Source organism: Elusimicrobiales bacterium (assembly GCA_041651175.1).
Taxonomy (GTDB): domain Bacteria; phylum Elusimicrobiota; class Elusimicrobia; order Elusimicrobiales; family Elusimicrobiaceae; genus JAQTYB01.
Window position 1 is genome coordinate 37,873 of sequence record JBAZJT010000014.1, and the last position, 24,372, is coordinate 62,244.

Consider the following 24,372-nt stretch of genomic DNA (forward strand, 5'->3'; position numbering starts at 1 on the left):
GCAGCCGCCTGAAACAGCCGGGTAAATGCTACAATACGTGAACCCGCTTTCCACATCAGAAAGCGGGTTTGCATATGACAGCCGGAATCAATATCCGCTATTACCGGGATTTAATCTCGGTCATGGTGGAAAAAGACATGAAGGTGCGCTACCGGAACAGCTATCTGGGCTATTTCTGGCCCATAGCGCACCCTCTTCTAAGTTTTTTTTAGCAACACAAGACCGCATGAGGAATTCACTCCGTTTATCTAAAATCACATGAACGCGAATAGTACTATCACACAGAAAGTGGCCATGAACACGGCCTTTAACCTGCTAGGCAGAGCGTGGAACATGGTTATCGCTTTTTTGATGACACCGTATATCATGAAGCACATGGGAGTGGACCGGTTCGGCGTCTGGGCTTTGGTCAGCGTTGTTACCGGATACTTCGGTCTGCTGGATATGGGCATAGGCACATCGTATGTGAAATACATTTCCGAGCACTATGTGAAAAGGGATTTTGCCAAAATTAACGAGATTGTCAATTCCGGCTTTGTTTTTTATCTTGCGTTCACCGCGGCCATTATGTTGCTGGCGTTTGTCCTGCAGAATGCCATCATCGGTTTTTTTAATATCCCGAACGAGCTGGGAAAAGAAACACTTTTTGTTTTTTGGGTTGGACTGTTAACCTTCTGTGTCGTAAATGCGGCCAGTAGTTTTGTCGCGGTTCAAAGCGGACTCCAGCGAATGGACGTGTATAATAAGATATCGCTGGTTATGTCAGTCCCGAGCGTGATTCTTTCGATCTTTGTCTTGGAAAAGGGCTACAGCCTGCGCGGACTTATCGTGGTTAACGCGATTGTAATGATATTATCCGGTCTGGCCAACGCTATAGCTTCATTCAAGTTGCTGCCGCAACTTGAGTTGTCAGTCCGGCATGTCAGCAAAGACACTTTCAAAACGTTGCTGGGATACGGCTCAAAATTGCAGGTGGCAAGAATTGCATCCACAATAACCATGCAAATTGACAAGCTGCTGCTCTCCCATTACATGTCCATAGGTTTTGTGACTTTTTTCCAACTGGCCAGTTCTGTGATAGAACAGGTAAAGGCGCTGCCGCTGCTATTATTACAGGCGTTATTGCCGGCATTTTCAGAACTGGACGCGCGCGGCAATCGTGCCGGAGTGATAGACAATTACATACGAGGCACCCGCTATATAGCGCTTTTCGCGCTGCCGATATTTGCTCTCGTGCTAGTATCGGCGCGGGATATTATGCTGGTATGGATGGGGCCCGGCTATGATCAGTCGGCAATAATCATACGAATACTGGCCGTTGGATGGGCCGCCGCCGTAATTTCCGGCGTGCGTTCCGTGGTTTTGCAAGCCATCGCCAAACCCGGCATAGAGATGCGGGCGGGCATTGTCGCCGCCGTCCTTAACATCCCGCTAAGCGTATTCTTCATTAAACAGTTTGGATTCGCGGGAGTCGCGCTCGGCACTTCTCTTGCCTTGATTGTGTCTGCTCTTTACGGCTTTTCGAGGCTCAATGCGGCATTGCATCTGCAAAACGGCTTCTACGTGAAGACCCGCATACCGCAGGTTATAATAGGCTGCATCTGTGCGGGGATGATTGCGTTGGCATCAACAGGATTATTGGGCGGAAGATTTGGCGGAGGGCGTGTCGAAAGCATGTTGCTGCTGTGTGCCCAGACCGCAGTGTTTGCCGCTGTGTATGCGGCGCTTCTAAGAATTGTTCAACCGCTGGATGCAACCGATATAGCGAAACTCACGCATGCCGTTCCAGGGCTTCCGCGACGGCTTATCGAAAAATTCGCGTCCGTGGAAAATTGAGGGGCTCAGTAAAGTGTATAATGGGGTAATAATTCTTGCGATGGAGACAAAAAATGGCATCTTTCATCAGCGCGCCTATTAAATTTGCAAGCAACTGCGCAGGCAGACTCAAGTCTTCCGCAGAAAGCTATCTGCTGCGGGTTTCCGGCAAATTGCCGCCCGTGCGCTGGGTTACATGGGAAATCACTGAGGCCTGCAATTCGAAATGCAGGCTATGCAGTATTTGGAAGCATGGCAAACGCCAGGACACATTGACGCTGGAAGAAATAAAAAAGGTTTTCAGCGACCCGTTATTCAAAAATTTGGAAATACTTCTCATCACCGGCGGTGAAGCCGCGTTGCGCGACGATTTGCTGGACATTTTGCTTTTCATAAGCCAGAAGCTGCCCAAAGCCCGCCCCACCATAAGCACAAATGCGTTGCTGCCGGACAGGGTGCTTGGCGTAGTTGACGCAATCCTAGAAAAAGGGCTTTGCATAGACGTCGGAGTATCGCTGGACGGGGTTGGCGAACACCATGACCAGATACGCGGCGTGCCGGGTAATTTCCAAAAGGTTGATTACCTTTTGGACAAGCTTATAGAACTTAAGAAAAAACATGGGGACCGGCTCTCTTTCGTCGCCGGACAGACATTGCATCCGATAACAGTGGATTATATAGACGAAACCAAAAAATACGCCAGGGAAAAGGGCGTCGCGCATTTCATGCAGCTATACGATGAGGCCCCTTATTATCATAATATGGGCGACGCCACGATCGCAGAGCGGGACATGGAAAAACTTGCCGCCAAAGTGCGCGCCGACCAGCCATCTTTCCATAACGAAACTCTGCTTACTATCCTGAAAAACAAAATCATCAATTTTGACTGCTTTACGATGCGCACTTTTTTTATACTGCGCAGCAACGGCGATATAATGCCATGCCTCCGGCTGTGCGACACAAAGATAGGCAATGTGCGCGATTCGTCTCCATCGGAAATCTGGAACAGCAAGCCCGCATGGGATGCGCGGCGCAAGGTTATGGATTGCAAAGGATGCGCCAACACATGGGCCACCGATTGGAGTTGCCAGTCAAATTCCCTGCCGTTTGCGAGACAGTTGTTTAGTTATTTCGCGAAAAAACATCTGAAGAAATGAGAATAACCTTTGTGCTGCCCGGCGTGTTCATTGCGGGCGGCGTGCGCGCTATTTTTGAGTGCGCAAACGGGCTTACGGAGCGTGGACATCAGGTAAATATTGTATATCCGTCCGCGCTTTTGTCTTATTCCTCGGATAATTTCCTTATACTATTGCGGCGAGGGCTGAAAAGATTTATGCAGGGGGCCGGCAAACCTGCGGGGGTATCATGGTTTTCGCTCAACGCCAGCCTTGTTAAAGTCCCCTTTATGGATTCCGTAGCCATATCATGGTTCGAGCATATGATTCCCGACGCCGATGTGGTGATTGCATCCACATGGGAAAGCGCATTTTCGGTCGCAAAGTTGAACCCGTCCAAAGGGCGAAAAGCATATTTCGTGCAGCATTACGAAGCAATGGAACTATGGAACGACCAGGATTGCTGGGATTTGGCGTCGGGAAAACATTCAAATGGAAACGATATCATCGCCTCCATGGCGCAAATAATTCCGGAAAATTCAAAATTATTGCGCTACAAAAAAATGGTGGACGCTTCATACGGGTTGCCTTTGGCCAAATTCACCACATCGGCCATGCTTGAGCGCATGATTACAAATGTATTCAAACAGACATCTTTCGGCAGAGTTCCGATAGGAAACAATTTCAAAATGTTTTATCCAGATGGGGAAAAAGCCAACAGGAATGTAATATTGCTTCCCTTTCGCGGGAACGGGTGGAAAGGCAATTCCGACACCATCAAAGCGCTGGATATATTGCGGCGTAAACGTTCCGATTTCACTGTCATCTTGTATGGCCCGCCGGAATTGAAGGAAGCCGCGCCAACGTGGGTGGACTTCAAATGTTCACCGACAGACAGCGAACTCCGCAGGCTTTATTCTTGCGCCGACATATTCGTGTCGCCTACATGGGTTGAGGGGTGGTGTTCTCCGCCAATGGAGGCGATGTCATGCGGCACGGCATGTGTGGCAACAAATGTCGGCGCAGTGTCCGAATACGCCGAACATGGTAAAACCGCAATGCTAGTCGAGCCCAGAAATCCTGCCGGCATTGCGGAGGCAATAGAACTTCTTCTGGATGATAAATCCAAGCGCGACATGCTGGCCGGGGCAGGCCGTCTTGCAATACAAAAATACACATGGAAAGAATCCGTAGATCACATGGAAGCCGTCCTATGCCAAATAGCAGTTGCTTAAGCTATGCCACCGGCTTTGTTTTAGGGAAATACCATGAAGCCTGTTAAACGAATTAAGGAGTTTGTGGGCAAGTTATTTCCGCAAACCATACGCGGCTACAAGCAGTATCGGAATTTATTTGCGGGAAAAACAGGCCTGGAAATAGGCGGGCCAAGCGATGTTTTCCGCACAATTATCCCGATTTATGGCATTATAGACTCTCTGGATGGGTGCAATTTTTCAAATCACACAATCTGGGAAGGGCAGTTAAACGAAGGACACTCATATGCATTCCATCCCGGCAAGCCTAACGGCAGGCAATTCATCTGCGAAGCCACGGATTTGAGCGAAATAAAATCCGGCGAGTATGATTTTGTGCTGGCATGCCATTCCATTGAACATAGCGCCAATCCGATGAAGGCCGTTTCCGAGTGGCTGCGGGTTATAAAACCGGGCGGACATTTATTGATAATTGCACCGGACAAGAATGCTACTTTCGATCGTTTAAGAGCAGTCACAACATTTGCACATTTATTGGATGATTTTCGGAAAGATGTGGATGAAACAGATTTGGAGCATTTGGATGAAATCATGGGACTCCATGACTTGTCCATGGATATTGCCGCCGGAGATTTGGATTCTTTCAGGCAACGCTCGCTCAAGAATTATGAAAACCGATGCCTGCATCAACATGTGTTTGATGCCGCTTTATTGGCGCAGATGGCATTGCATTTCAAGTTGAATATTGTTGACTTGCAGCAAGCATTTTCCATTCACATAATAATGCTTGCGCAAAAACTGTGATGCGCTGTGGTGTGGCAAGCTGGCAAAATTGTTGCCGCATATAGCCACAGCAGGCATCAGTCCTCGAACTATTGCAAAAATCTTACGCCGACTTCGGTTATCCATCTGCAATTTCCGGGATATTACACGCCAACAACACGGAACCGTCGGGCGGGAATTTGCTAGAATCATCAATAGATATGCTCCCGGATAGGATTTATGAGTTAAAAGACGGGATTTCGGTTTATGGCGCAGCGGTATCCGGTGAGCATTTTCGTCAGGAGACTGTGAGCCGGAGCCCGTGAAGCATAAGCCGCCATTTTTGCCCAAAAGCTTATTCGGGGGCAAGTGCATAAACGAGCCGATACGCGCCTACTCCAGCGGAATGCTGGCGCGGCTGGGGTTTTCGGTGGTAACCTCTCTTTCGCCGGACATCCTGCTGGTGGACGAGGTGCTGGCCGTGGGCGACATGGATTTCCAGAAAAAATGCCTGGCGCGGATGCGGCAGTTCAAGCGGGACGGGGTAACGATGGTATTTGTCTCCCACGATATGGACGACGTGCGCGGCATCTGCGACCGTGCCGCCTGGCTGGAAAACCACACTCTCAAAATGATTGGGAAAACCGATGAAGTTGTCAGCCGTTATCTCGGCCATTGATTTGCGCGCGCGCAAGCCGCTTACCGCGGCGCTTTACATTTTTAATGTGGCGCTGTCCGGCTGTTTTCTGGCGCTGTCCGGCTGGTACGGCGGGCTGGCGCTGCGCCAGCACGATGCGGACCTGCCGGGCAGGGCGCAGGTCTACTCTTTTTTGATTCCCTTCTTCAATCCGCTGGGAAGCTGGGCGGTGTCCTATATCTGGCTTGCGCTTTGCGCGGCGGCGTATTTCCTGTTCCTGTATTTCCGGCGGCGGCCCTTCTGGCTCATGCGCAAAATGGCGGAGAGAAGGCCCTCCTACCTGCTGGCCTGCGCCGTGTCCGACACTGTGGCATATTTCCTGATAAATCCGCTGGCCAGCTACGGTCTTGGGCGGATGCTGGTGGCGGCGGGGCTGTTTGCGGTTTCGGCGGCGCAGGTGTTCTGGTTCAGACCGCCGCGCGAAAACGCGGGGTTCGCGGCGGAGGTTTCGCTGTCCTGGGAAAAATTGGTCCGGCGCATGGTGTGGTACGGCGCGGTGCTGTCGCTGTTTATAGTTGTGTGCGAGCCGCTCAGGCTGGCGCTAAAACCCCGGCTTGCCAACGAATACCAGGCCATTTACACCCGCACCATAATCAGCCGGCATGTGGTGGAAAACAAGGCCTATATATCCAACCTGATACCGGACACGCTGGCCGCGGACAGATTTCTGAAACTCAACGCTTTTGAGCATGAACATGCCCAGATGGCGCGCGGCCAGATAAACCACATAGGCCAGATTCTGAACCCGCTCAACGAGTATCTGTGCGGAAAACCGGCAAATGAAATATACACCCAGTACGGCCTGGGCTTCACATTCCTGTACAAGCGGCTGATGGATTTGTTCGGCGGCATCAGCATAGAGAACTATTACAAGTGCCATAGCCTGCACACGGTTTATTACCTGCTGCTGGGGTTGCTGCTGCTGTACACGTTCCGGCGCGATAAGATATACGCCGCCGGCGCGTTCGGGATGTGCGGGTTCGCCATAAGCTCGCAATACTACGGCTTTCTGCTGGGGCCGGGGGCCTCGCCGGCGATACACGGCGCGGACCTGTTCGCGTTGTTTTTTCTGCTGCGGTATTTTGAAGCCGGGCGGATGCTCTGGGCAGTCGCGGCGGTTGCGGCCGGCGCGGCGGGGGTGCTGCTGAACTTCCATTTCGGGTTTCTGCTGCTGGCGGCGGTGGCGGCGGCGCTTGCGGTTTATTCGGCGGAAAAACACGGCATGAGGCGGGCCGCGGCATGGTCGCTTGCGCTGGCGGCGGTGGCGGCCGCGCTGCTGGCTTATTACCGGTTTATACTCAAACCCTACGACGTGTTCGGCTCGTTTTTTCTCAACGGGATGCTTTGCATCTCGCCGCCGGGCGCGGCGGTGAAGCTGGCGATAATATACTTGGCGGTTTCCTACGGTTTCGCGCTGGTTTTGCGGGGGCTGCGCTCCCCGGAGAAATATTTCTATCTGGCCGCGCTGTTTTACAATCAGGCGTTGCTGGCGTATTTTTTCAATTCCGGCAACACCAACCATCTGATGCACTCATACCCGTTTATGGGGCTGCAATTATTTCTGATGCTCCATATCGCGGCTGAGCAATGGAAACGCCCGGCCTGGAAACTGGCGTTTTCGGCGGTTGCGGCGCTGCTGGTCATTGTCCAGGCCGGCGCAGCGGCCGGAATGTACCGGTCCAACGGGCAGCGCGCAAGGTTCTGGGACAATTTCAGGAATCACCAGAACTATCTGTGGCGTTTTGAGCGGGCGCATATCCTGTCCACCATAGACCCGCTGCCTCTGGAAGCCAGCGTGGACCTGATTCATAAATACGCGCCCGCGCAGGGGGAGGGGATACTTATATCCTCCCGGTACGACAATCTGCTGCCTTTTCTGGCGCAAAGGCGCAGCCTGCTGCCCTATTACGACATGTCCAATTACCTTATAACGCCGGAGCATTCCGGCAGGGCGCTGCTGTCGGCGCGGCGCGCCAGGCCGGACATACTGTTTGCCGACGCGGACATTGACCAGCCCCCGTCCGACGCCTGGCGCCGGCTGGACGGCAGAATTAAATACTGGACCACGGAGCGCGACATCCGCTTTGCCAAGCAGCAGAAACTGCGCGAACTTTTTGAAGCCGCAAGCGCGGGCTACCGCAAGGTTGAAACCGCCGGCCTGCTGGCGGTGTATAGGAGGGTCCGCTGATGGGCGCAATCCGGGCTGGGCGTATGGGAATGCGGGGGCGATATTTTATACCATTGCTTGCGTAGATGCTGATACTGGCGCCGCGTCTTCGCCGTAAACGGAGCGGTAATGCGGCTTATCGTTTCCGGCGGTTGCGCGCATGGGGTTTGGCGGATTGCGATGGTTTCGTCAGGATATGGCCGCGCTGCTGTGTCGGAGGGGCATGATATCTGTTTACGATAAAAAACACCATGTGAAACATTGCGGGCCAATGCCGCACGGCCGCGACGTGGCCGAAGGGCTTGGTTTTTACGGCGCCGTCGCCGCGATGCTGTCTGTTACAATAAAACCCGAAACGGTTCTGGACATTGGTTGCGCGAAAGGTTCCCTGGTCGAATGCCTGCGCGATATCGGCATTGACGCGCGCGGTGTGGACGTGTCGGAATACGCAATAAGTCACACCCGTCATGATATAAGGCCGTTCTGCCAGGCGGTGGATATAGCTTCGTTCATTCCGCAGTGCGGGAAATACGATTTGATAACCTGCATGGAAATGCTGGAGCATTTGACGCCGGAACAAAGCGTTCTTGCAGTGGAAAAAATATGCCGGTGGACCGACGCCGCGCTCCTATTGGCATCCTCGCATGATTTTGACGAATCGTCGCATAGCGACGTCCGCCCCAAAGATTACTGGCGGGATATGTTCGGGCGTTTCGGCTTCGTGGAGGATAAAACCTTTATTTTTGGCAGACTCATATGCCGAGACGCGATGCTGTTCCGCCGGAAAGAAGGCGCCCTGGCGGCGGGGATTAAAACCTGCCTGCGTGCCGCGTCAAGCCGCGCTGCGCTGCGGTTGTGGGCCGGGCTGGCGCGGCGCAGACTGCCGCGCCTGCCGTTTCGCAATTTCGGCGAGGTGCTGCGCGTGCTGGTGCGGTTTGCCAACCGCAGAAGAATCAAGATTGTTGCCGCCGCGCTCAAAAACGGTTTTGTGCCGCTGGTGGAGGAGGTTTTTCACCGACTGCGCATGGTGCAACTGTACCCTGATTGGGTTGTTGGAATGATGGTTGCGCCCGCAGAACTGGAGCGGCAGCGTGGCGACCGGTTTGAGAAAATGCCAAAAATAAGCATTGCAACCCCGGTTTACAACACCGACGCCGGCGCGCTGACGGCAATGCTGGAATCCGTTCTGGCGCAGACCTATGCGAACTGGGAGTTGTGTCTGGCCGACGGGGCGTCCACTTTTCCGCATGTGCGGGAAATTCTGGAAAAATATTCCAAAAAAGACCCGCGCATAAAAGTCAAGTTTCTGGATGAAAATGGCGGCATAGCCAAAAACTCCAATGCCGCGCTTGGAATGGCTGGCGGCGAGTATATCGGTTTGCTGGACCATGACGACCTGCTTTCCCCGGATGCGCTTTATGAGATTGTTCGCGCCATCCACACCTGTCCCGATGCGGATGCGATTTATTCCGATGAGGATAAAATAACAGGGGATGGCCGTTTCCGGTTTGACCCTCATTTCAAGCCTGCTTGGTCGCCTGATGCGCTGCGCAGCCATAACTACATAACGCATTTTTTTGTCGTGCGGGCGGCTCTCCTGGCCAAGATAGGTGGATTCAGGGAGGGCTATGACGGTTCTCAGGACTACGACCTGATACTGCGGGCCTGCCATGTCGCGCGACAGGTGTTGCATATCCCCAGGATTCTCTATCATTGGCGCACTGTGGAAGGCTCTACGGCGTTAAATTCGTCGGCGAAGCTCTACGCTTACACCGCGGCGAAAAAAGCGCTGGCCTCGCATATTGAAAGCCTTGGCGGGAGGGGTTCTGTGACGGACGGCGATTTTGTCGGCTCATATGTGGTTAACTACGAACTGGTGGAGAAGCCGGAAACCGCGCTGGCGGTGTTGGCGCCGGAAGACTGCGGAGAGTCTTATCTGCATGCGCTGCTTGACGGAACCGGCTGGGGCAAGTTTTCCGCGCAGGTGATAACACAGCATGCCCGCCCCGATATTTCAATCGGCGGACGGACGGTGTCTTTTCGCCCCTCTTTTGTCCTTCCAGCTAACGCGAGGGCGGCGGCGTTTGTGGATTTTGGCTTGATTCCGCGCAGCCCCGGCTGGCTGGAAAAGCTGCTTATTCATGCCATGCGCGATGGCGTGGGCGCGGCTGGCGGAAAAACTTATTACCCCGGCGGAAGCGTGCATCAGGCCGGCTACTCCGTGCGCGGCGATTGCGCGCCGCTGCGCCTGCAGGAGCATTGCGGGATATTCGGCTACAAGGGCAAGCTGAAAATCGCGCACAATGTATCGGCGGTGGCGCATTGTTTCGCGGTCCGGGCGGACGTGTTCCGCGAACTGGGCGGGTTTGACCCGCGCTACTCCTCTTATCTGCGCGCCATAGATTACTGCATGAAGGCACGCTCCGCCGGGAAACTTGTAGTGTGGACGCCGTTTGCCGAATTCACCCTGCCCAAGAGCTTCCCGGACAACACGCCGCAGGCGGAGCGGGCTTACTTCCTGGAAAAATGGAAAAAAGAGCTTGCCGCCGGCGACCCGTACTACAATGCCAACTTCAACCCGGATCGCGCGGACTTCTCGCTTTAACCTGAATGTCTCAGTTGGTTGCGAGGACCGAGGCGAAAAAGCGCAAAATAATGACGAACAAAATTATCCGCGCGCCTCACTGCGCGAAAGGATAATTTTGTGAAGGCAGTATGAAGCGATTTTTCGCCGAATCCCGCAATCCAACTGAAACAAACTGAAACATTCAGGTTTAAGAGTGGCTGCGCTTTTTCTACAATTACCGCATGGAACCATGCCCGCGCGGCAAGATTTCGCCGCTTAACTTCAACTTCCGGGATAAATTTCCCTACATCGCCTGCGGCGTTTTCGCATTATTGCTGCTTTCTTTTTCCGGCAGATACTTTCCCCTTAGCGAGGGCTGGTGGCAGACCTACGGCTATCTGATTGCCGGCGGGCAGAAGCCTTATATTGATTTCCCGCTGGCCACCCCGCCGCTGTTCATATATTACACGCTGCTTGTGATGAAGCTGACGCAGTCTTTTTTTATCCAGCGGATGATTGGCGTGGCGGTTTTCACCGGCATATTATGGCTTACGGCCAGATGGCTTTCCTGTTATTTCTCCAGACCCGTCGCATGGATAGTGGCGCTGACCGCCGCCTGTTTCCGCATATCGGACCAGGTGTTTATAGTCAACGATTATCACACGCTGGTTGACTTGCTGACAATTCTGGCGCTGCTGTTTTTTTTCGGCATCAGCAAATTGCGGGATACGGGCTCCCTCGTGAAACGTTATGCGCTGCTGGGGATTCTGACCGCGCTGCTTACGCTTGTAAAACAAAATGTCGGTTTGTTTCTTTTTGGTTCATTTCTGCTCGCGGCGCTGCTGCTGCCCGCCTGCTCCTGGAAAGCAAAAGTGACGGCGCTGGCCGCCATGTGCGTCTCTTATGCCGCAATGGCTGCGGGAATAATTTCCATGTGCGCCCCCGGTTCCGTTCATGCTTTGCTGGGGCAGATACTGGCAAACGATGCGAAAGGAAGCGCGTTTACGGTGCTTACCCGTATCTTTATGGATTCATATAACGCCAGCCTGCTGCTTACCGGGGCGGAGATTTACATTCTCGTTCTGGCCGCGCGGATAATGGCAAAGCCGCCAGATTTGCGCGCCAAATCGGGCGCGGATATTGCGGCAATGGCGGTTATAACCGCTCTCGTTTTGGGTGTTATATTGACGGCAAAGCTGCCGGCCATGACAATCAGGCAGATTCTGGAGACGCTGCCGCTGACTCTTTGTTTCACGGTGATTCTGCATATCATTCACAAGGAACTGCCGAATCCGCAAAGGAACACGGAAATAGTTTTTGCGCTGTTTCCCCTCCTCGCTTTAATTTACTGCACCACCCATACGGCCTGGTTTAACTGCGTCGGCATGTTTTTTGTGATGGCTTTCTGTCTGGGCTATGCCGCGCAGGCCTTGGGGCTGGAGCATAAATACACGCGCGCCGCTATGGCCGCCGCGCTGCTGTTTGCGGTGATGACGGGCGTGTCAAAGATAAGAACCCCCTACAACTGGTGGGGGCTTGTGCAGGATTCCGTATACAGAGCCGGCTATGCGCTGCCTTACAGTCAGCTTGCCGGAATGCGGGTTGACAAAAAGACACATGATGCGTTTGCGGTTATCAAAGAAGCCATTGAATTATATGCCCCCGGAAACAGGGATGTGTACCTGTTCCCCAATATTCCGATATTCTATTACCTGCACGGGAAACTGCCCCCCTATGGCAACATAGTGCAGTGGTTTGATTTCGCCACGGGACGGCAGCTGACCGCCGAATTCGCAGCCTTTCAGAAAGCGCCGCCGCCGCTTATCGTGATTTTTGACCCGCCCGACTCCGCTTACCAAAAACATCAGTTCGCCCTGCGGAAAATGCCGCAGAGGCAGGTTTTGTTCCGGGACAGATTCAACAAACTGGTGTCCGGGGGACAATATAAACAGGTGCATTTCAGCTTCTTTGCCAACGAATTCCGCCCCGGCAATCCGGCCTTTATTGAGCCTGTGTCCAGAACTGTTGTGGTGGTAAACGGCGGCGCCGCGGGCATGAAATATTCAGCGCTATCCCGCCGGTTTGGCTCGGGGCGCTTCAGGATTGCGCGCATAATAGGGGGGGATGCGCATCTGTCTCCGTCCGGGCGGACCATTATGCACGGAGACCGCGTTGACATTGTTGCCGGCAAGGATATCGCCTCGGCATTGGTGCAGGCTCTTGGATATATTGAGCGGGAGCCGCAATACTATACCCTGCGCATTCTGGCGCGCAGCGACCGCAGGCCCGGGATTTGAGCGGAGCCGCTATATTTTCTATAATTATCCCATGGCATATAAGTGCAAAATCTGCGGGAAGCGCCCGGTATCGGGCAACTCGTACAGCCATTCCCACAAGGCGACAAAGCGGACATTCCGTCCCAACCTTCAGAAACAGAAGGTTCGCCTTGAAGGGAAAACCCAGTCCGCCTATGTGTGCACGGCGTGCATACGGTCGGGCCTGGCTCCGAGATAAGTGAAGTTTCCCGAAATATCAGACCGGGCGCAGGCGATTACGGCCAAAGTCCTGCTTGCGCTCGGCCTTTTGCTTGCCTTTTTAACGTTCTTCCAGCCCGCCGGAAACCCGGATTTTTTCTGGCATTTGTCGGCGGGAAAATTCATAACTGAAAATTTCGCCTTTCCCCGCGCGGATTTTCTGAGCTGGAGCCGCGCCGGCGCCCCCTGGGTGGATTTTGAATGGCTGTCGCAGGTGATTTACCAGCTGCTGTGGCGCGCGGGCGGGCTTTGGGCGGAGTACGCGCTTAAAATATTGCTGCTGGCGGGCGCGCTGGCGGCTTTTGCGCTGCATATGCGGCTTTACCGCGCGGCGGACAAGGTGTGGGCGCTGGCGCCGCTGTGGGCCGCCGCGCTGCTGCCCAGCCTGGACATAAGGCCGGAAAATTTCACCCTCCTGTTTTTCGTTCTGGAATTTTATCTGCTGGACAAAATCCGGCTTGCGGCGGAAATGCCGCGCGCATTGCCCGTTTTCGGGATTTCGCTGGCGGGCTTTGCGCTGTGGGGCAATTTGCACGCGGGCTGCGTTTACGGCGCGCTGCTGGCGGCGTTTTTCGCGGCGGGGGAATATGCGCGGCGGGATATTGCAAGAGCGCGGCTGTTTTCGCTTGTTACTCTGGCCGCCGCGCTGGGGCCGCTGGCAAACCCCTACGGCGCGGGAATTTACCGCGTCGCGCTGGCGCATTACGGCGACATGGCCAGCCTTCAGGATTATATACTGGAGTGGCAGCCCGCCTCGGTGCTGAACATGGCGCAGCGTCCGTACTGGTTTCTGGTGGCGGTTTGTTTGGGCGCGCTGCTCTGGCGCAGCATACGGCATAAGGATGTCCCGCCGGCGCACTTGATGGCGGCGCTTTATTTCGGGCTGGCGTCTTCCCGATACTCGCGGCAGACGATGTTTTTCGCCGCCGTGGCCGTGCCCGTGTCCGTCTGCGCGCTGGGCGCCGCGCATTCGCCCCGGCTGAAAACCGCCTGGCGGCTGGCGCTGGCGCTGATTTTCGCGGCGACGGCGGCGCATCTGGCGGTGTGGATGAAAGACAGCCTCGGCAAAAGCCCCTGGAAAAATTCGGCCACCGCTTCCGGCGCGGTCAATTATCTGGCTGCCAACAGGGAGCGGCTGGCTCCGCTGCGCATGTACAATCCCTGGGGATGGGGCGGGTATATCGGCTACAAGCTGTATCCCGGCTACAGGATTTTCCAGGACGGCAGGTATATTTTTCACGGCAACCTGGAGGAGATATACCGCGCCGAAACCGGCCCCGCGCACTGGGCGGAATTCATGGACACATACGGCTTTGGCCTTGTCGTGCTCAACCGGCTGCGCGGCGTTGCCGTGTTTGACAAGGCAACGCGCGCCGGCAGGACGGTGATTCTCAAAAGGCCGCACTATCTGGTTTACATGCCCAAGGACCGCTGGGCGCTGGTTTACTGGGACGCATATGCGCTGGTGTTTGTCCGCCGGGCCGCGGCGGACGGCGGCTGGCTTGAGGAAAATTCCTATGCAATCGCCAGGCCTGACGACGAGGAGGCTGTTTCCGCCGCGCTGTCCGACGGGGAGATAGACGCGGGCCAGTTTGAAGCGGAACTGGCGCGGCTGCAAAAGTCGTTGTCCGCTTCCGGCGCGCTGGGCGACACGCGGGATGAGTTCAACCGCTGGCGCGGGCTTGGCGCGCGCTGAAAAATCAGGAATGCCGCTCGTGGGCGTGCCAGGTCAGGGCCAGCAGCGCCATGGCCAGTATCCCGGAGGCAAGCACCATCGCAAAGCCGCAGCCCCAGCCGTAATGCTGCACCGCCTTGCCTATGCCCAATTCCGCTATTGTCGCGCCGCCCACATAGCCGAAAAATCCGGTCAGCCCCGCCGCGGTTCCGGCGGCTTTTTTGGGAACCAGGTCCACCGCCGCCACCCCCACCAGCATCACCGGCCCGTATATGAAAAACCCCGCCGTGGCCAGCGCGCACATGTCTACGAAATAATGCCCCGGCGGGTTCAGCCAGTAAACCGCCACCGCCGCCGTTACCACCGCCATATACGCCACGCCCACCGGGCCGCGCCTGCCGCTGAAAAACCTGTCCGTCATCCAGCCGGCCACCAGCATTCCCGGAATACCGGCGTATTCGTACACCGCAAACAGCCACCGCGCCGCCCCGCCGGAGCAGCATTTTACGCTCATAAGATAGGTGGGCGCCCAGGTAAGCACGCCGTAGCGCACCACATACACGAACAGATTTGCGAAAGCCAGTATCCACAAATTCCGGTTGTTGAGGATATGGCCCAGAAAAATCTCCTTGGCGGTCATTTCCTTTTCGCGGTCGGCCACGGCGGTTTCGGGATAATCGTTTTTGTATTCCTCTATGGCGGGCAGGCCCACCGACTGCGGCGTGTCGCGCAGGAAAACCGCTATCAGAACGCCCATGATGATTGACACTATCGCCGGCACGTAAAACAGCGAGGTCCACGCGGCGCACATCATCAGCGCCAGACTGCACAGCGGCCCCGCCAGCCCCGCGCCGACGTTATGGGCCACGTTCCATTCGGCGAATTTGGTGCCCCGCTCCCGGTCCGAGAACCAGTGCGTCAGGATGCGCGCGCATGGCGCCCAGCCCATTCCCTGGAACCAGCCGTTGGCAAACCAGGCGCAGGCCATCGCCGGCACTGAATGCAATTGCGTGAAAAACAGGTTTATAATTCCCGACACTATCAGCCCCGTCGCCATGAAGTAGCGCGGATTTGACCGGTCCGATACCGAGCCCATCACGAATTTGCTCACCCCGTAGGCCACCGAAAGCCCGGTGGCTATAAGCCCCACGTCGCCGGTGGTGAGCCCCAGTTCCTTTATCATGTACGGTTTTGCTATGGAGAAATTGCTGCGCACGAAATAATAGCCCGCATAGCCGGCGAATATGGTCAGCATCATCTGCCTGCGCCAGGCGGGGTAGGTTTTGTCCGCTTCCGCGCGCGGCAGCGGGGCCGCGAATTTCGCCGGCTTGTAGACGGACAGGATTGCTGCGAGCATGGCGTTATACTAGCAATTTCGCGCGGCAATATGTACTATAGACGAAATTATGCAAACAACCGAAAAATACGACGCGCTTATAATCGGCGCCGGAGTAACCGGCGCCGCCATAGCGCGCGAGCTTTCCAAATACAAGCTCCGCATCCTTTTGCTGGAAAAAGAGGCGGAGCCGGCCTTCGGCGTGTCCAAGTCCAACAGCGGCATCATACACGCCGGAACCCAGAACCCGCCCGATTCGCTAAAGGGCAGGCTGTGCGTGCAGGGCAACCGGCTTATCCGCGAAATCGCGCGGGAACTGGGCGTCCACTTCGTGGAGGTGGGCCAGCTTATCGTCGTTTTCAGCGAAAGCGACGTGCCGGAGCTTGAGAAAATCAAGCGCGAGGGCGAGGAACTGGGCATAGAAAACATGAGCATTGTCCGCCGGGACTGGCTTGCGGTGCACGAGCCGAACCTCAGCCCGGACATCCCCGCCGCGCTTTACGTTCCCTCCGCCGGAATCATAAGCCCGTACCGCCTTGTCTATGATTTGACCGAGAATGCCGTCAAAAACGGCGCCGTGCTGAAGACGTCCCACAAGGTAACGGGAATAAAGAGGCTCTCCGGCGGGCCGCACCGCTTTGAGGTGGAGGCAGCGGGCGACAGGTATCAGGCCCGCTTTCTTATAAACGCCGCCGGGCTGTTTGCGGACAAGGTGTCCGCGATGGCCGGGGTTGCGGATTTCAAAATCACCCCCCGCAAGGGCGAGGAATACCTGCTGGACAAAAAGCGCGAAAACATGGCCAACCACCTTGTTTTCCCGCTGCCCACGCCGACGTCAAAAGGCATTCTGATAATAAAAACCTCCGACGGAAACCCGATGATAGGCCCCACCGCCTCGGAAACCGGCGACAGGCGCGACCTGTCCACCACCGACGAGGGGTTCCGGGAAGTGCTGGCCGGTGCGCGCAAAATGATGCCCTCCGTGGAAAAAGGCGATATCATCGCCTATTTCGCCGGGCTGCGGCCCGCGGCGGGCAAGGATTTCATCATCCGGCACGAGAGCGCGGCTCCCGGACTGGTCAACGTGGCCGGCATACAGTCGCCGGGGCTTACCGCCGCGCCGGCGATTGCCGTCATGGTGGCCGGGCTGCTCAAAGACAACGGCCTGGTCCTGACGCCCAAAAAGAACTTTCACAGCGCGAGAGAGAAAACCACGCATCTCTTTGAAATCCCGCTGTCCAGAACGCGCGAGCTGATACAAAAAGACCCCGCCTACGGCGATATAGTCTGCCGTTGCGAAATGGTCTCCGCCAAAGAGATACGGGACGCAATCCGCCGCGGCGCGCGCACCATGGACGGCATCAAATTCCGCACCCGGGCGCAGGCCGGGCGCTGCCACGGCGGGTTCTGCACCACCCGCATCATGAAAATCATGCAGGAGGAGCTTGGCATGAACGCCGAGGAGATTACCAAGCGCGGCGAAGGCTCCGAGCTTGTGCGGGAGGAGCGCCGCCATGAATGAGCGCGAACTTGTAGTGGTCGGCGGCGGCCCCGCCGGCATGGCCGCCGCGCTGGGCGCGGCGGCTGCGGGGGTAAAAGACATTCTGCTGCTGGAGCGGGACCAGCACCTGGGCGGGATACTAAACCAGTGCATTCATCCCGGTTTCGGGCTGCACCGCTTCAAGGCCGAGCTTACCGGCCCCGAATACGCGGACCGTTTTGTGAGGGAAACCCTGCAAAACCCGGCCATAGAGGTAAGCCTGCGCTCTTTCGCGGTGAAGCTGACAAACACGTTGAAGCTCTCCTATCTCAGGCCCGGCGCGCTGGAGGAGGTGAAGGCAAAAGCCGTTATCCTCGCCACCGGTTGCCGCGAGCGCACGCGCGAGATGATACCCATTTCCGGCTCGCGCCCGGCGGGGATTTATCCCGCCGGCCTCGCCCAGAAGATGATAAACATGGAAGGCTGGATACCGGGCAGGGAGGCGGTTATCGTCGGCTCCGGCGACATAGGGCTTATAATGGCCCGGCGCATGGCGCTGGAGGGGATGAAGGTCAAAGCCGTCATAGAAATACAGCCCAAGTCGCGCGGGCTGGCGCGCAACGTGGCGCAATGCCTGGACGATTACGGCATACCGCTTTACCTGAGCCACAAAATAGTGCGGATAGAGGGCTCAAATCGGGTGGAGCGCGTCATCGCCGCCGCCGTTGACGGCGATTTTTGTGAAAAGCCCGGAACCCGCTTTGAAATCGCCTGCGATACCGTGCTGATATCGGTGGGACTTATCCCGGAAAACGAACTGCTGGAGATGTCCGGCGCGGAAATAGACCGCAAGACCAACGCCCCCGTGGCAAACGAGGTCAACCGCACCTCCGTGCCGGGGGTATTCGCCTGCGGCAACGCCTGCCGGGTTTACGATCTGGTGGACTGGGTTACCCGCGACAGCGAAAAAGCCGGCGCCATGGCCGCGCAGCACATCCGGGAGGGCAAATGACCAGCAAACTGATTTGCATAGAATGCCCGCAGGGCTGCGGGATGGAGGTGTGGCTTGAGGGCGGCAAGGTGGTTTCGGTATCCGGCAACACCTGCCCGCGCGGCGACAAATACGCCCGCAGCGAGATGGAAAATCCCGTCCGCACCTTTACTTCGTCAGTGCTGGCGGAGGGGCTGGACATTAAAATGCTGCCCGTGCGCACAAGCGGCCCCATTCCGAAGGACAAATTGTTTGCCGCCATGGCCGAGGTCAAAAAAATAGTCGTCTCAAAGCCGGTGCAGGCCGGCGACGCGGTGGCGGAAAACTTCATGGGGCTGGGCGTGAATCTAACCGCCTGCCGCCCCGCCAAACCGGCCTGAGCCTGCTGCCCCGGTTCCCGCTGCCGGCTGCGGAAAATGGGTTCACAGCCGCGCGATTTTCGCGGACAGGCCGGTATAGGTCCTGGGGGTTAGCGATTTAAGTTCCGTCTTGACTTCCGGCGCGGCATCCAACCCGTCTATGAAAGCCGCTATGTCCGAAAGCGATATTTTCCTGCCGCGCGAGAGGGCCTTCATCTTCTCGTAGCCGCCTTTGACGCCTTCCCGCCGCAGAATGGTCTGAATGCCCTCGGTTACAACCTCCGGCGCGTTATCAAGCATGCTTAGCGCGGCAGCTTCGCAAATCTCCGTTTTGCCCAGCCCGCGCAGCAGCGAGACATACGCTATGCGGCTGTGGGCGAAAGCCGCGCCGATATTGCGCTGCGTCGTTGAATCCGACAAATCGCGCTGCAGCCGCGACACCGGCAGCTTCGCCGAGAAAAACGAGAACATCGCGTTGGCCATGCCTATATTGCCCTCGGCATTCTCGAAATCTATGGGGTTGACCTTCTGCGGCATGGTGGAGGAGCCAATCTCTCCCGGCGCGGCGCGCTGTGTTATCAGCCCGTCGCTTATGTAGCGCCACATGTCCTGCGAAAAGTCCAGCAGCACGGTGTTGGCGCGGCGCATGCAGTCTAAAATCTCGGCCAGACCGTCGTGCGGCTCTATCTGTGTGGTGAACAGGTTGGCTTCCAGCTTTATGCGCCGCCCGGCATTGAGCCGCGCAATGAAGCCGCGGGAAAATTCCAGCCAGTCCGTGTCCGGCAGCGCGGCATGGTGCGCGTTGTAATTTCCCGCCGCGCCGTTGAGCTTGGCCGGCAGCCGCGCCGATTCCATCTGCCGGATTTGCCGCTCCAGCCGTTCGGAAAACACGCGGAATTCCTTGCCGAAAGTGGTGGGGACCGCGCTCTGTCCGTGTGTGCGCGCAAGCAGCGGCGCGGCGGCATGCCGTCGCGCAAGCCCGGAAATTTCGCGCCGCACCGCGCGCAGCATGGGGATTATTTCCGATTCCAGCGCGCCGCGCAGCATAAGCGCGCTGGCGATATTATTAGTGTCCTCCGAGGTGAGAGCGAAATGCACCCATTCCGACAGGCCGGACAGCGACAGCTTTTTAAGCCTCAGCCTTATGAAATACTCCACCGCCTTGACGTCGTGGTTTGTGGCGGGAATGCCGGCATGGCCGCGCGTTTCAATTTTTTTGACCAGCGCGGCTTCCTCGCCGGAGATTGCGGCCAGCGCGGCCAGTTTTTTGCCGCCGGAGGCGGAAAGTCGCGGGGCTATGCCCGCCCCGCACAGCGCCAGCAGGTATTCCACCTCGGTCCTGACGCGGAATTTTATAAGCGCGCTTTCGCTGAAATACGCCGCCAGCGGCGCGGAATGCCGGCGGTACCGGCCGTCAATAGGGCTTACGCAGTCCAGTTCGTTCATAACCAGATTATAGCCCATTTTCCGCGAACGGACAGCGGAAGCGGATAATTTTGTTCGGCATTATTTCGCGCTTTTTCGCCTTGGTTCTCGCAACCAACTGAAACATTCAGGTTTACTGCGCGGAATTTTTGCGCGCGGTTTCCAGATGGCGGGCCGCCAGCGGGAAATCCGGTTCGGCTTTGGCGGCGCGCTCCAGATACGGCAGCGATTGGGCGGGCTGGCCGCTTAAAAGCAGCGCCGTTCCCAGCGAGAAGTCCAGCCGTTTCAGCGGGGCCTTCTTTTTTTCCAGCGCGCGCAGCGCGGCCAGCGCCGTTTCATGTTTCCCAGCGGCGGAAAGGGCCTCGGCGTAAATCATGGCGGCAAAGTCCCCGCGGAAGCCCGGCGGCGGGGTTACCCTGAACACGGCCCGCTGCTCCTCCGCGTCAAGATAAATATTTCTGAAGCGGTCTTTATCAGTCAGGAAAGAAGCCGTCCTGTCCCGGACGCCGTTTTTGAAAGTTTCCCGCTCCGGCATGGATTTTATCAGCGAAACATTGTCAAAGACCACATACGCCGTCCCGCTTCTCAGCAGCCAGTCGTACCATGCGTCGGGATTGGACGTTTTGTAAAACGGATAGATTTTGCGGCCCGTGTTCACCGAATATGCCTCGGGCAGCGAGGCCATCAGATAATCCCCGCTGCCCGTATTGGCCCTGAGCCAGGCGAAAACGCGCGGCGTGGGGATGGGATGCTTCAGTTCCATGCGCGCGTGCGCCGCGCCGGACCATGCCGCCAGCAGCGCCGCTGCGGCGGCCGCCGCCGGCGCGGCGCGGCGCGGCAGCCCCGCCAGCAGAACCGGCAGAATAAACGGAATTACCGGAACGAGATATCGTGTATCGTAATTCACCCAGACCAGATGCAGTCCCGTCATCAGAAACACATACACCGCCGCCGCGCGCAAGGCGGCGTCCGCGGATTTAAGCGCGGCATACATCCCCCGCACGAAAATCGCCCAGAAACCCCATACCACCGCCAGCCGAACCCAAACCGGCGCTGCGGGCCATGGGTTGGCGAAGGCCGCCTCCGGCATCCGCTGAAAATAAAACAGGATGTTCTCCTTCAATCCCGGCCAGAGTTTTGCAAAAGTTTCAGCCGCGGTTTTGCCGGAGACTATCTCGCGGAAATAACCGGCCGGGGTGTCAGAGACCAGCATATTCCGCATATACGGCGCGGCAAAAAACAGCGCGGCGAAAATCCCGTAACGCCAGCGTTCTTTTCCGTCCAGCCTGGCCGCGCAGGCCGGCGTTATCGCCAGCAGAAACAGGAACCCCTCCGGGCGTATCCAGGAGGCGAAAACGCAGAACGCCGCCAGCGCGGGCGAAAGTTTCCAGTCCGATTTTTTAAGGAAATACAGAGCCGCGACTGTCCAGGCGGTAAACAGCGGCTCCGTCATCGCGGTGTGCGAAAGCCCGATTACAAGCGGATGCAGCGCGTAAACAACAGCCGCCGCTAACCCGAAACACAAAAATGCCGCCCATACGCCCAGCAGCGTCGCCGCCGCCGAAAGCAGCTTTACCGCCGTCAGCCCGCCCAGCGCCAGAAACGGCGCTATAACCAGTGGATATCCGGGCAGCAGATTGTCTATCGGCTGCGGCTGCGGCAGAAAGCAGGTTGAATAGTTGCCGTGCAGCAAGGACTGCGCCGCCAGCACATGCCGCGCGTCGTCATTGATAAATCCCACATAACCGGAGCCGAAAGCCGCCGCACAGGCCGCCGCCGCGCAGGCCAGCAAAATCCATACCCGGTAGCGCCAAAGCCGCGCAATCATTTCGCTCCCGCAGCGGAGCGCGCGGCCTTTAGATTGGCGGCGGCCCTGGAGAAATCCGGCTCGGTTTTTGCGGCGCGCTCCAGATACGGCAGCGATTGCGCGGCATGCCCGTTCAAAAGCAGCGCGGTTCCCAGCGTGAAATCCAGCCGCTTCAGCGGAGCCTTCTTCTTCTCCAGCGCGCGTAGCGCGGCTACGGCCTGAGAGTCTTTGCCTTCAACAGACAGTTGGCGCGCCGCGGCCATGGCGGCCAAATCCCCGGCAAAGCCGGCGGGCGGGGCCGCGGCAAACACGGCAACGCGCTCCACGGCATATTCAAACACAGGCCTGAACCGGCTTTTGTCCGCCGTCCACAGGACAGTATTCGCGAATGCGCGGTCCCGCATACCGGTGCGCTCCTGCGCGGTGGCTATAAGGCTGGAGTCCTCGCAGACCACATAGCGCGTCCCGCTGTCCAGCAGGCCGGCATACCAGATGTCCGGGTCGTCCGCCGCAAGCAGCGGATACACCTTGCGCCCGGTGTTAAGCGCATATGCCGCAGGGGACTGGGCCATCAGATAATCCCCCGGCGCGGTGTTGGCCTTCAGCCAGGCGAATGTGCGGGCTGGGGCCGTCCGCTGCACCGCCGCCGCCGGAGCAAGCGCGAAACGGATTCCGCCGAAAGCGGCCAGCGCGGCGGCGGCTGTTCCGGCGGCCAGCGCGGCGCGGCGCGGCAGCCCCGCCAGCAGCGCCGGCAGCATGAAAGGGATAAGCGGCGCAAGATAGCGCATATCCCTGTTCATCCACAGCAGGTGAAACCCGGTCATCAGAATGATATAGCGCGCCGCTGACGCCAATACCCGGTCTTGCGAGCGGAACGCCGCCGCCATGCCTGCCGCCATCGCAACCCAGAACAGCGCCGCCGCAGCAGCCGGAATGTCAAACGGGGATGACGCCCAGCCGTTGACGAAGGCCGCGCCTCCGGACGCGCCGAAGTAAAAAAGCGAGTTCAGCCTGAAAACCGGCCACAGTTTGGCCAGGGTTTCCCCGGCGGTGCTGCCATGCACTATCTCGCGGAAATAACATATGGGAACGCCGGAAACCGCAAGATTGCGCGCGTACGGCGCGGCGAAAAACAGCGCGGCGGAAATTCCGTAAAGCCAGCGTTCTTTCCTGTCCAGTTTTGCCGCGCAGGCCGGGGCTATCGCCAGCAGGAACAGAAATCCCTCCGGGCGTATCCAGGAGGCGAAAACGCAGAACGCCGTCAGCGCGGGCGAAAGTTTCCAGTCCGATTTTTTAAGGAAATACAGAGCCGCGACCGTCCAGGCGGTATACAGCGGCTCGGTCATCGCGGTATGCGACAGCCCGATTACAAGCGGATGCAGCGCGTACACCGCCGCCGCCGCGAACCCGAAACACAAAAACGCCGCCCATATGCCCAGCAGCGTCGCCGCAGCGGAAAGCAGCTTTACCGCGCCCGTTCCCCCCAGCGCCAGAAACGGCGCCATCGCCAGCGGGTATCCGGGCAGGACATTGTCTATGGGATGGGATATCGGAATAAAATCGGATGAGTAATGCCCGGCAAGCAGCGATTTCGCCGCCAGCACGTAGCGCGCGTCGTCGTTGAACATCCCCACGAAACCGAAACCGAACGCCGCCGCATAGGCCGCCGCCGCGCAGGCCAGCAGAACCGACAGCCCGCCGCGCGCCAGCATGACCGCGCCCGCGTCAGCACCGGTTTTTGAGATTGCGTTCCATTTCACGGTCGCTTTCCCTGCGCCTTGCCGACTCGCGCTTGTCCGGCGCTTTTTTTCCGCGCGCCACCGCCAGCTTCACCTTCGCCCAGCCGCGCTTGAAATACACTTCCAGCGGAATCAGCGAATTGCCTTTTATCCTGAACTCGGTTTCCAGCCGGCGCAGTTCGGACGCATTAAGCAGCAGCCTGCGCGTGCGCACCGGGTCTATGCTGGTGACGTGATTGAACTCGTAAGGCGATATGTGCATGTTGTAAAGCAGGGCCTGTCCGTCCTCCACGCGCGCGAAGCTGCCCTCTATGCGCGCCTGGCGCAGCCGCAGCGACTTGACCTCCGCGCCCTGAAGGGACAGGCCGGCCTCGAAGGTCTCCGCGACGTGAAACTCGTGCAGAGCCTTGCGGTTGGTGGCCACGGATATATCGCCTTTTATTTCCTTTGCCATAAAACAGTTGAACAAAACCGGAGCTTTATTCTACAATTTTGGAAGCCGTAGTGTTTTAGGGCGGGTGGCGGAAAGGCAGACGCGTACGGCTCAGGACCGTATGGACGAAAGTCCTTGAGGGTTCAAGTCCCTCCTCGCCCACGCAGTACTACACCGCATGACCATAACGACGTTGACGCATGCGGCAATGGAGCATAAACTATAGTGGGGCCGCAAGGCCCGGCGCGCGGATATCA

Annotated in this window: 19 protein-coding genes and 1 tRNA gene; 15 read left to right on the forward strand and 5 right to left on the reverse strand. The window is 57.3% G+C overall.

Annotated features, from left to right (window positions below; all coding sequences use genetic code 11):
• Nucleotides 1–74: 74 nt before the first annotated feature.
• The 11 genes from WC421_08595 (at nt 75) to WC421_08645 (ending at nt 14,566) form a co-directional block, all read left to right on the forward strand.
• Nucleotides 75–212, forward strand: a complete 138-nt coding sequence (locus WC421_08595; protein MFA5162291.1) for a hypothetical protein — start codon at nt 75–77, stop codon at nt 210–212.
• Nucleotides 213–294: 82 nt separating this feature from the next.
• Nucleotides 295–1,836 carry a polysaccharide biosynthesis C-terminal domain-containing protein gene (locus WC421_08600; protein ID MFA5162292.1) on the forward strand — a complete coding sequence of 514 codons (1,542 nt, stop codon included), beginning with the start codon at nt 295–297 and terminating at the stop codon, nt 1,834–1,836.
• 53 nt (nt 1,837–1,889) lie between these two features.
• Nucleotides 1,890–2,972 carry a radical SAM protein gene (locus WC421_08605; protein MFA5162293.1) on the forward strand — a complete coding sequence of 361 codons (1,083 nt, stop codon included), beginning with the start codon at nt 1,890–1,892 and terminating at the stop codon, nt 2,970–2,972.
• On the forward strand, nt 2,969–4,165 hold the full coding sequence (locus WC421_08610; protein MFA5162294.1) for a glycosyltransferase family 4 protein: 1,197 nt from the start codon (nt 2,969–2,971) through the stop codon (nt 4,163–4,165). The genes WC421_08605 and WC421_08610 overlap by 4 nt, the downstream gene beginning before the upstream one ends.
• A 33-nt stretch (nt 4,166–4,198) precedes the next feature.
• The gene (locus tag WC421_08615; protein ID MFA5162295.1) at nt 4,199–4,948 is read left to right on the forward strand and encodes a methyltransferase domain-containing protein; all 750 of its coding nucleotides are present in this window, start codon (nt 4,199–4,201) and stop codon (nt 4,946–4,948) included.
• A 301-nt stretch (nt 4,949–5,249) separates the two neighbouring features.
• On the forward strand, nt 5,250–5,585 hold the full coding sequence (locus WC421_08620) for a hypothetical protein (GenBank protein MFA5162296.1): 336 nt from the start codon (nt 5,250–5,252) through the stop codon (nt 5,583–5,585).
• The gene (locus WC421_08625) at nt 5,554–7,791 is read left to right on the forward strand and encodes a hypothetical protein (GenBank protein MFA5162297.1); all 2,238 of its coding nucleotides are present in this window, start codon (nt 5,554–5,556) and stop codon (nt 7,789–7,791) included. Before WC421_08620 ends, WC421_08625 begins: the two co-directional genes overlap by 32 nt.
• Nucleotides 7,792–8,041: 250 nt before the next feature.
• Nucleotides 8,042–10,375 carry a glycosyltransferase gene (locus WC421_08630; protein MFA5162298.1) on the forward strand — a complete coding sequence of 778 codons (2,334 nt, stop codon included), beginning with the start codon at nt 8,042–8,044 and terminating at the stop codon, nt 10,373–10,375.
• Between the two features lie 203 nt (nt 10,376–10,578).
• Entirely contained in the window at nt 10,579–12,633 is a 2,055-nt protein-coding gene (locus WC421_08635; protein ID MFA5162299.1) for a hypothetical protein, read from the forward strand.
• 31 nt (nt 12,634–12,664) lie between these two features.
• On the forward strand, nt 12,665–12,850 hold the full coding sequence (gene rpmB, locus WC421_08640) for a 50S ribosomal protein L28 (protein MFA5162300.1): 186 nt from the start codon (nt 12,665–12,667) through the stop codon (nt 12,848–12,850).
• Nucleotides 12,851–14,566 (forward strand): hypothetical protein, encoded by a 1,716-nt coding sequence (locus WC421_08645; GenBank protein MFA5162301.1) that lies wholly within the window; start codon nt 12,851–12,853, stop codon nt 14,564–14,566.
• Nucleotides 14,567–14,570: 4 nt separating this feature from the next.
• Here WC421_08645 and WC421_08650 read toward each other — a convergent pair whose 3' ends face one another.
• On the reverse strand, nt 14,571–15,902 hold the full coding sequence (locus WC421_08650) for an MFS transporter (protein ID MFA5162302.1): 1,332 nt from the start codon (nt 15,900–15,902) through the stop codon (nt 14,571–14,573).
• A gap of 49 nt (nt 15,903–15,951) precedes the next feature.
• On the opposite strand from WC421_08650, the gene WC421_08655 reads away from it, so the two are divergent.
• From WC421_08655 to WC421_08665, 3 genes are read left to right on the forward strand one after another with little or no spacing between them, the layout of a single operon-like run.
• Nucleotides 15,952–17,403 carry an NAD(P)/FAD-dependent oxidoreductase gene (locus tag WC421_08655; protein MFA5162303.1) on the forward strand — a complete coding sequence of 484 codons (1,452 nt, stop codon included), beginning with the start codon at nt 15,952–15,954 and terminating at the stop codon, nt 17,401–17,403.
• The gene (locus tag WC421_08660) at nt 17,396–18,373 is read left to right on the forward strand and encodes an FAD-dependent oxidoreductase (GenBank protein ID MFA5162304.1); all 978 of its coding nucleotides are present in this window, start codon (nt 17,396–17,398) and stop codon (nt 18,371–18,373) included. The genes WC421_08655 and WC421_08660 overlap by 8 nt, the downstream gene beginning before the upstream one ends.
• Nucleotides 18,370–18,732 (forward strand): DUF1667 domain-containing protein, encoded by a 363-nt coding sequence (locus WC421_08665; protein ID MFA5162305.1) that lies wholly within the window; start codon nt 18,370–18,372, stop codon nt 18,730–18,732. Before WC421_08660 ends, WC421_08665 begins: the two co-directional genes overlap by 4 nt.
• 42 nt (nt 18,733–18,774) lie before the next feature.
• Here WC421_08665 and purB read toward each other — a convergent pair whose 3' ends face one another.
• The 4 genes from purB to smpB form a co-directional block, all read right to left on the reverse strand.
• Nucleotides 18,775–20,157, reverse strand: coding sequence for an adenylosuccinate lyase (gene purB, locus WC421_08670; protein MFA5162306.1), 1,383 nt, complete (start codon nt 20,155–20,157; stop codon nt 18,775–18,777).
• Nucleotides 20,158–20,269: 112 nt separating this feature from the next.
• On the reverse strand, nt 20,270–21,964 hold the full coding sequence (locus WC421_08675) for a hypothetical protein (GenBank protein ID MFA5162307.1): 1,695 nt from the start codon (nt 21,962–21,964) through the stop codon (nt 20,270–20,272).
• Entirely contained in the window at nt 21,961–23,703 is a 1,743-nt protein-coding gene (locus WC421_08680) for a hypothetical protein (GenBank protein MFA5162308.1), read from the reverse strand. Before WC421_08680 ends, WC421_08675 begins: the two co-directional genes overlap by 4 nt.
• The gene (gene smpB / locus WC421_08685) at nt 23,669–24,136 is read right to left on the reverse strand and encodes an SsrA-binding protein SmpB (GenBank protein MFA5162309.1); all 468 of its coding nucleotides are present in this window, start codon (nt 24,134–24,136) and stop codon (nt 23,669–23,671) included. Before smpB ends, WC421_08680 begins: the two co-directional genes overlap by 35 nt.
• 58 nt (nt 24,137–24,194) lie before the next feature.
• On the opposite strand from smpB, the gene WC421_08690 reads away from it, so the two are divergent.
• Nucleotides 24,195–24,277 (forward strand) — tRNA-Leu (locus tag WC421_08690).
• The last annotated feature ends 95 nt before the right edge of the window (nt 24,278–24,372 follow it).

Coding starts and splice junctions, on each gene's coding strand:
- WC421_08595 (MFA5162291.1), top strand. CDS start 75: ATGACAGCCGGAATCAATATCCGCTATTACCGGGATTTAATCTCGGTC.
- WC421_08600 (MFA5162292.1), top strand. CDS start 295: ATGAACACGGCCTTTAACCTGCTAGGCAGAGCGTGGAACATGGTTATC.
- WC421_08605 (MFA5162293.1), top strand. CDS start 1,890: ATGGCATCTTTCATCAGCGCGCCTATTAAATTTGCAAGCAACTGCGCA.
- WC421_08610 (MFA5162294.1), top strand. CDS start 2,969: ATGAGAATAACCTTTGTGCTGCCCGGCGTGTTCATTGCGGGCGGCGTG.
- WC421_08615 (MFA5162295.1), top strand. CDS start 4,199: ATGAAGCCTGTTAAACGAATTAAGGAGTTTGTGGGCAAGTTATTTCCG.
- WC421_08625 (MFA5162297.1), top strand. CDS start 5,554: ATGAAGTTGTCAGCCGTTATCTCGGCCATTGATTTGCGCGCGCGCAAG.
- WC421_08630 (MFA5162298.1), top strand. CDS start 8,042: ATGCCGCACGGCCGCGACGTGGCCGAAGGGCTTGGTTTTTACGGCGCC.
- WC421_08635 (MFA5162299.1), top strand. CDS start 10,579: ATGGAACCATGCCCGCGCGGCAAGATTTCGCCGCTTAACTTCAACTTC.
- rpmB (MFA5162300.1), top strand. CDS start 12,665: ATGGCATATAAGTGCAAAATCTGCGGGAAGCGCCCGGTATCGGGCAAC.
- WC421_08650 (MFA5162302.1), bottom strand. CDS start 15,902: ATGCTCGCAGCAATCCTGTCCGTCTACAAGCCGGCGAAATTCGCGGCC.
- WC421_08655 (MFA5162303.1), top strand. CDS start 15,952: ATGCAAACAACCGAAAAATACGACGCGCTTATAATCGGCGCCGGAGTA.
- WC421_08660 (MFA5162304.1), top strand. CDS start 17,396: ATGAATGAGCGCGAACTTGTAGTGGTCGGCGGCGGCCCCGCCGGCATG.
- WC421_08665 (MFA5162305.1), top strand. CDS start 18,370: ATGACCAGCAAACTGATTTGCATAGAATGCCCGCAGGGCTGCGGGATG.
- purB (MFA5162306.1), bottom strand. CDS start 20,157: ATGAACGAACTGGACTGCGTAAGCCCTATTGACGGCCGGTACCGCCGG.
- WC421_08675 (MFA5162307.1), bottom strand. CDS start 21,964: ATGATTGCGCGGCTTTGGCGCTACCGGGTATGGATTTTGCTGGCCTGC.
- smpB (MFA5162309.1), bottom strand. CDS start 24,136: ATGGCAAAGGAAATAAAAGGCGATATATCCGTGGCCACCAACCGCAAG.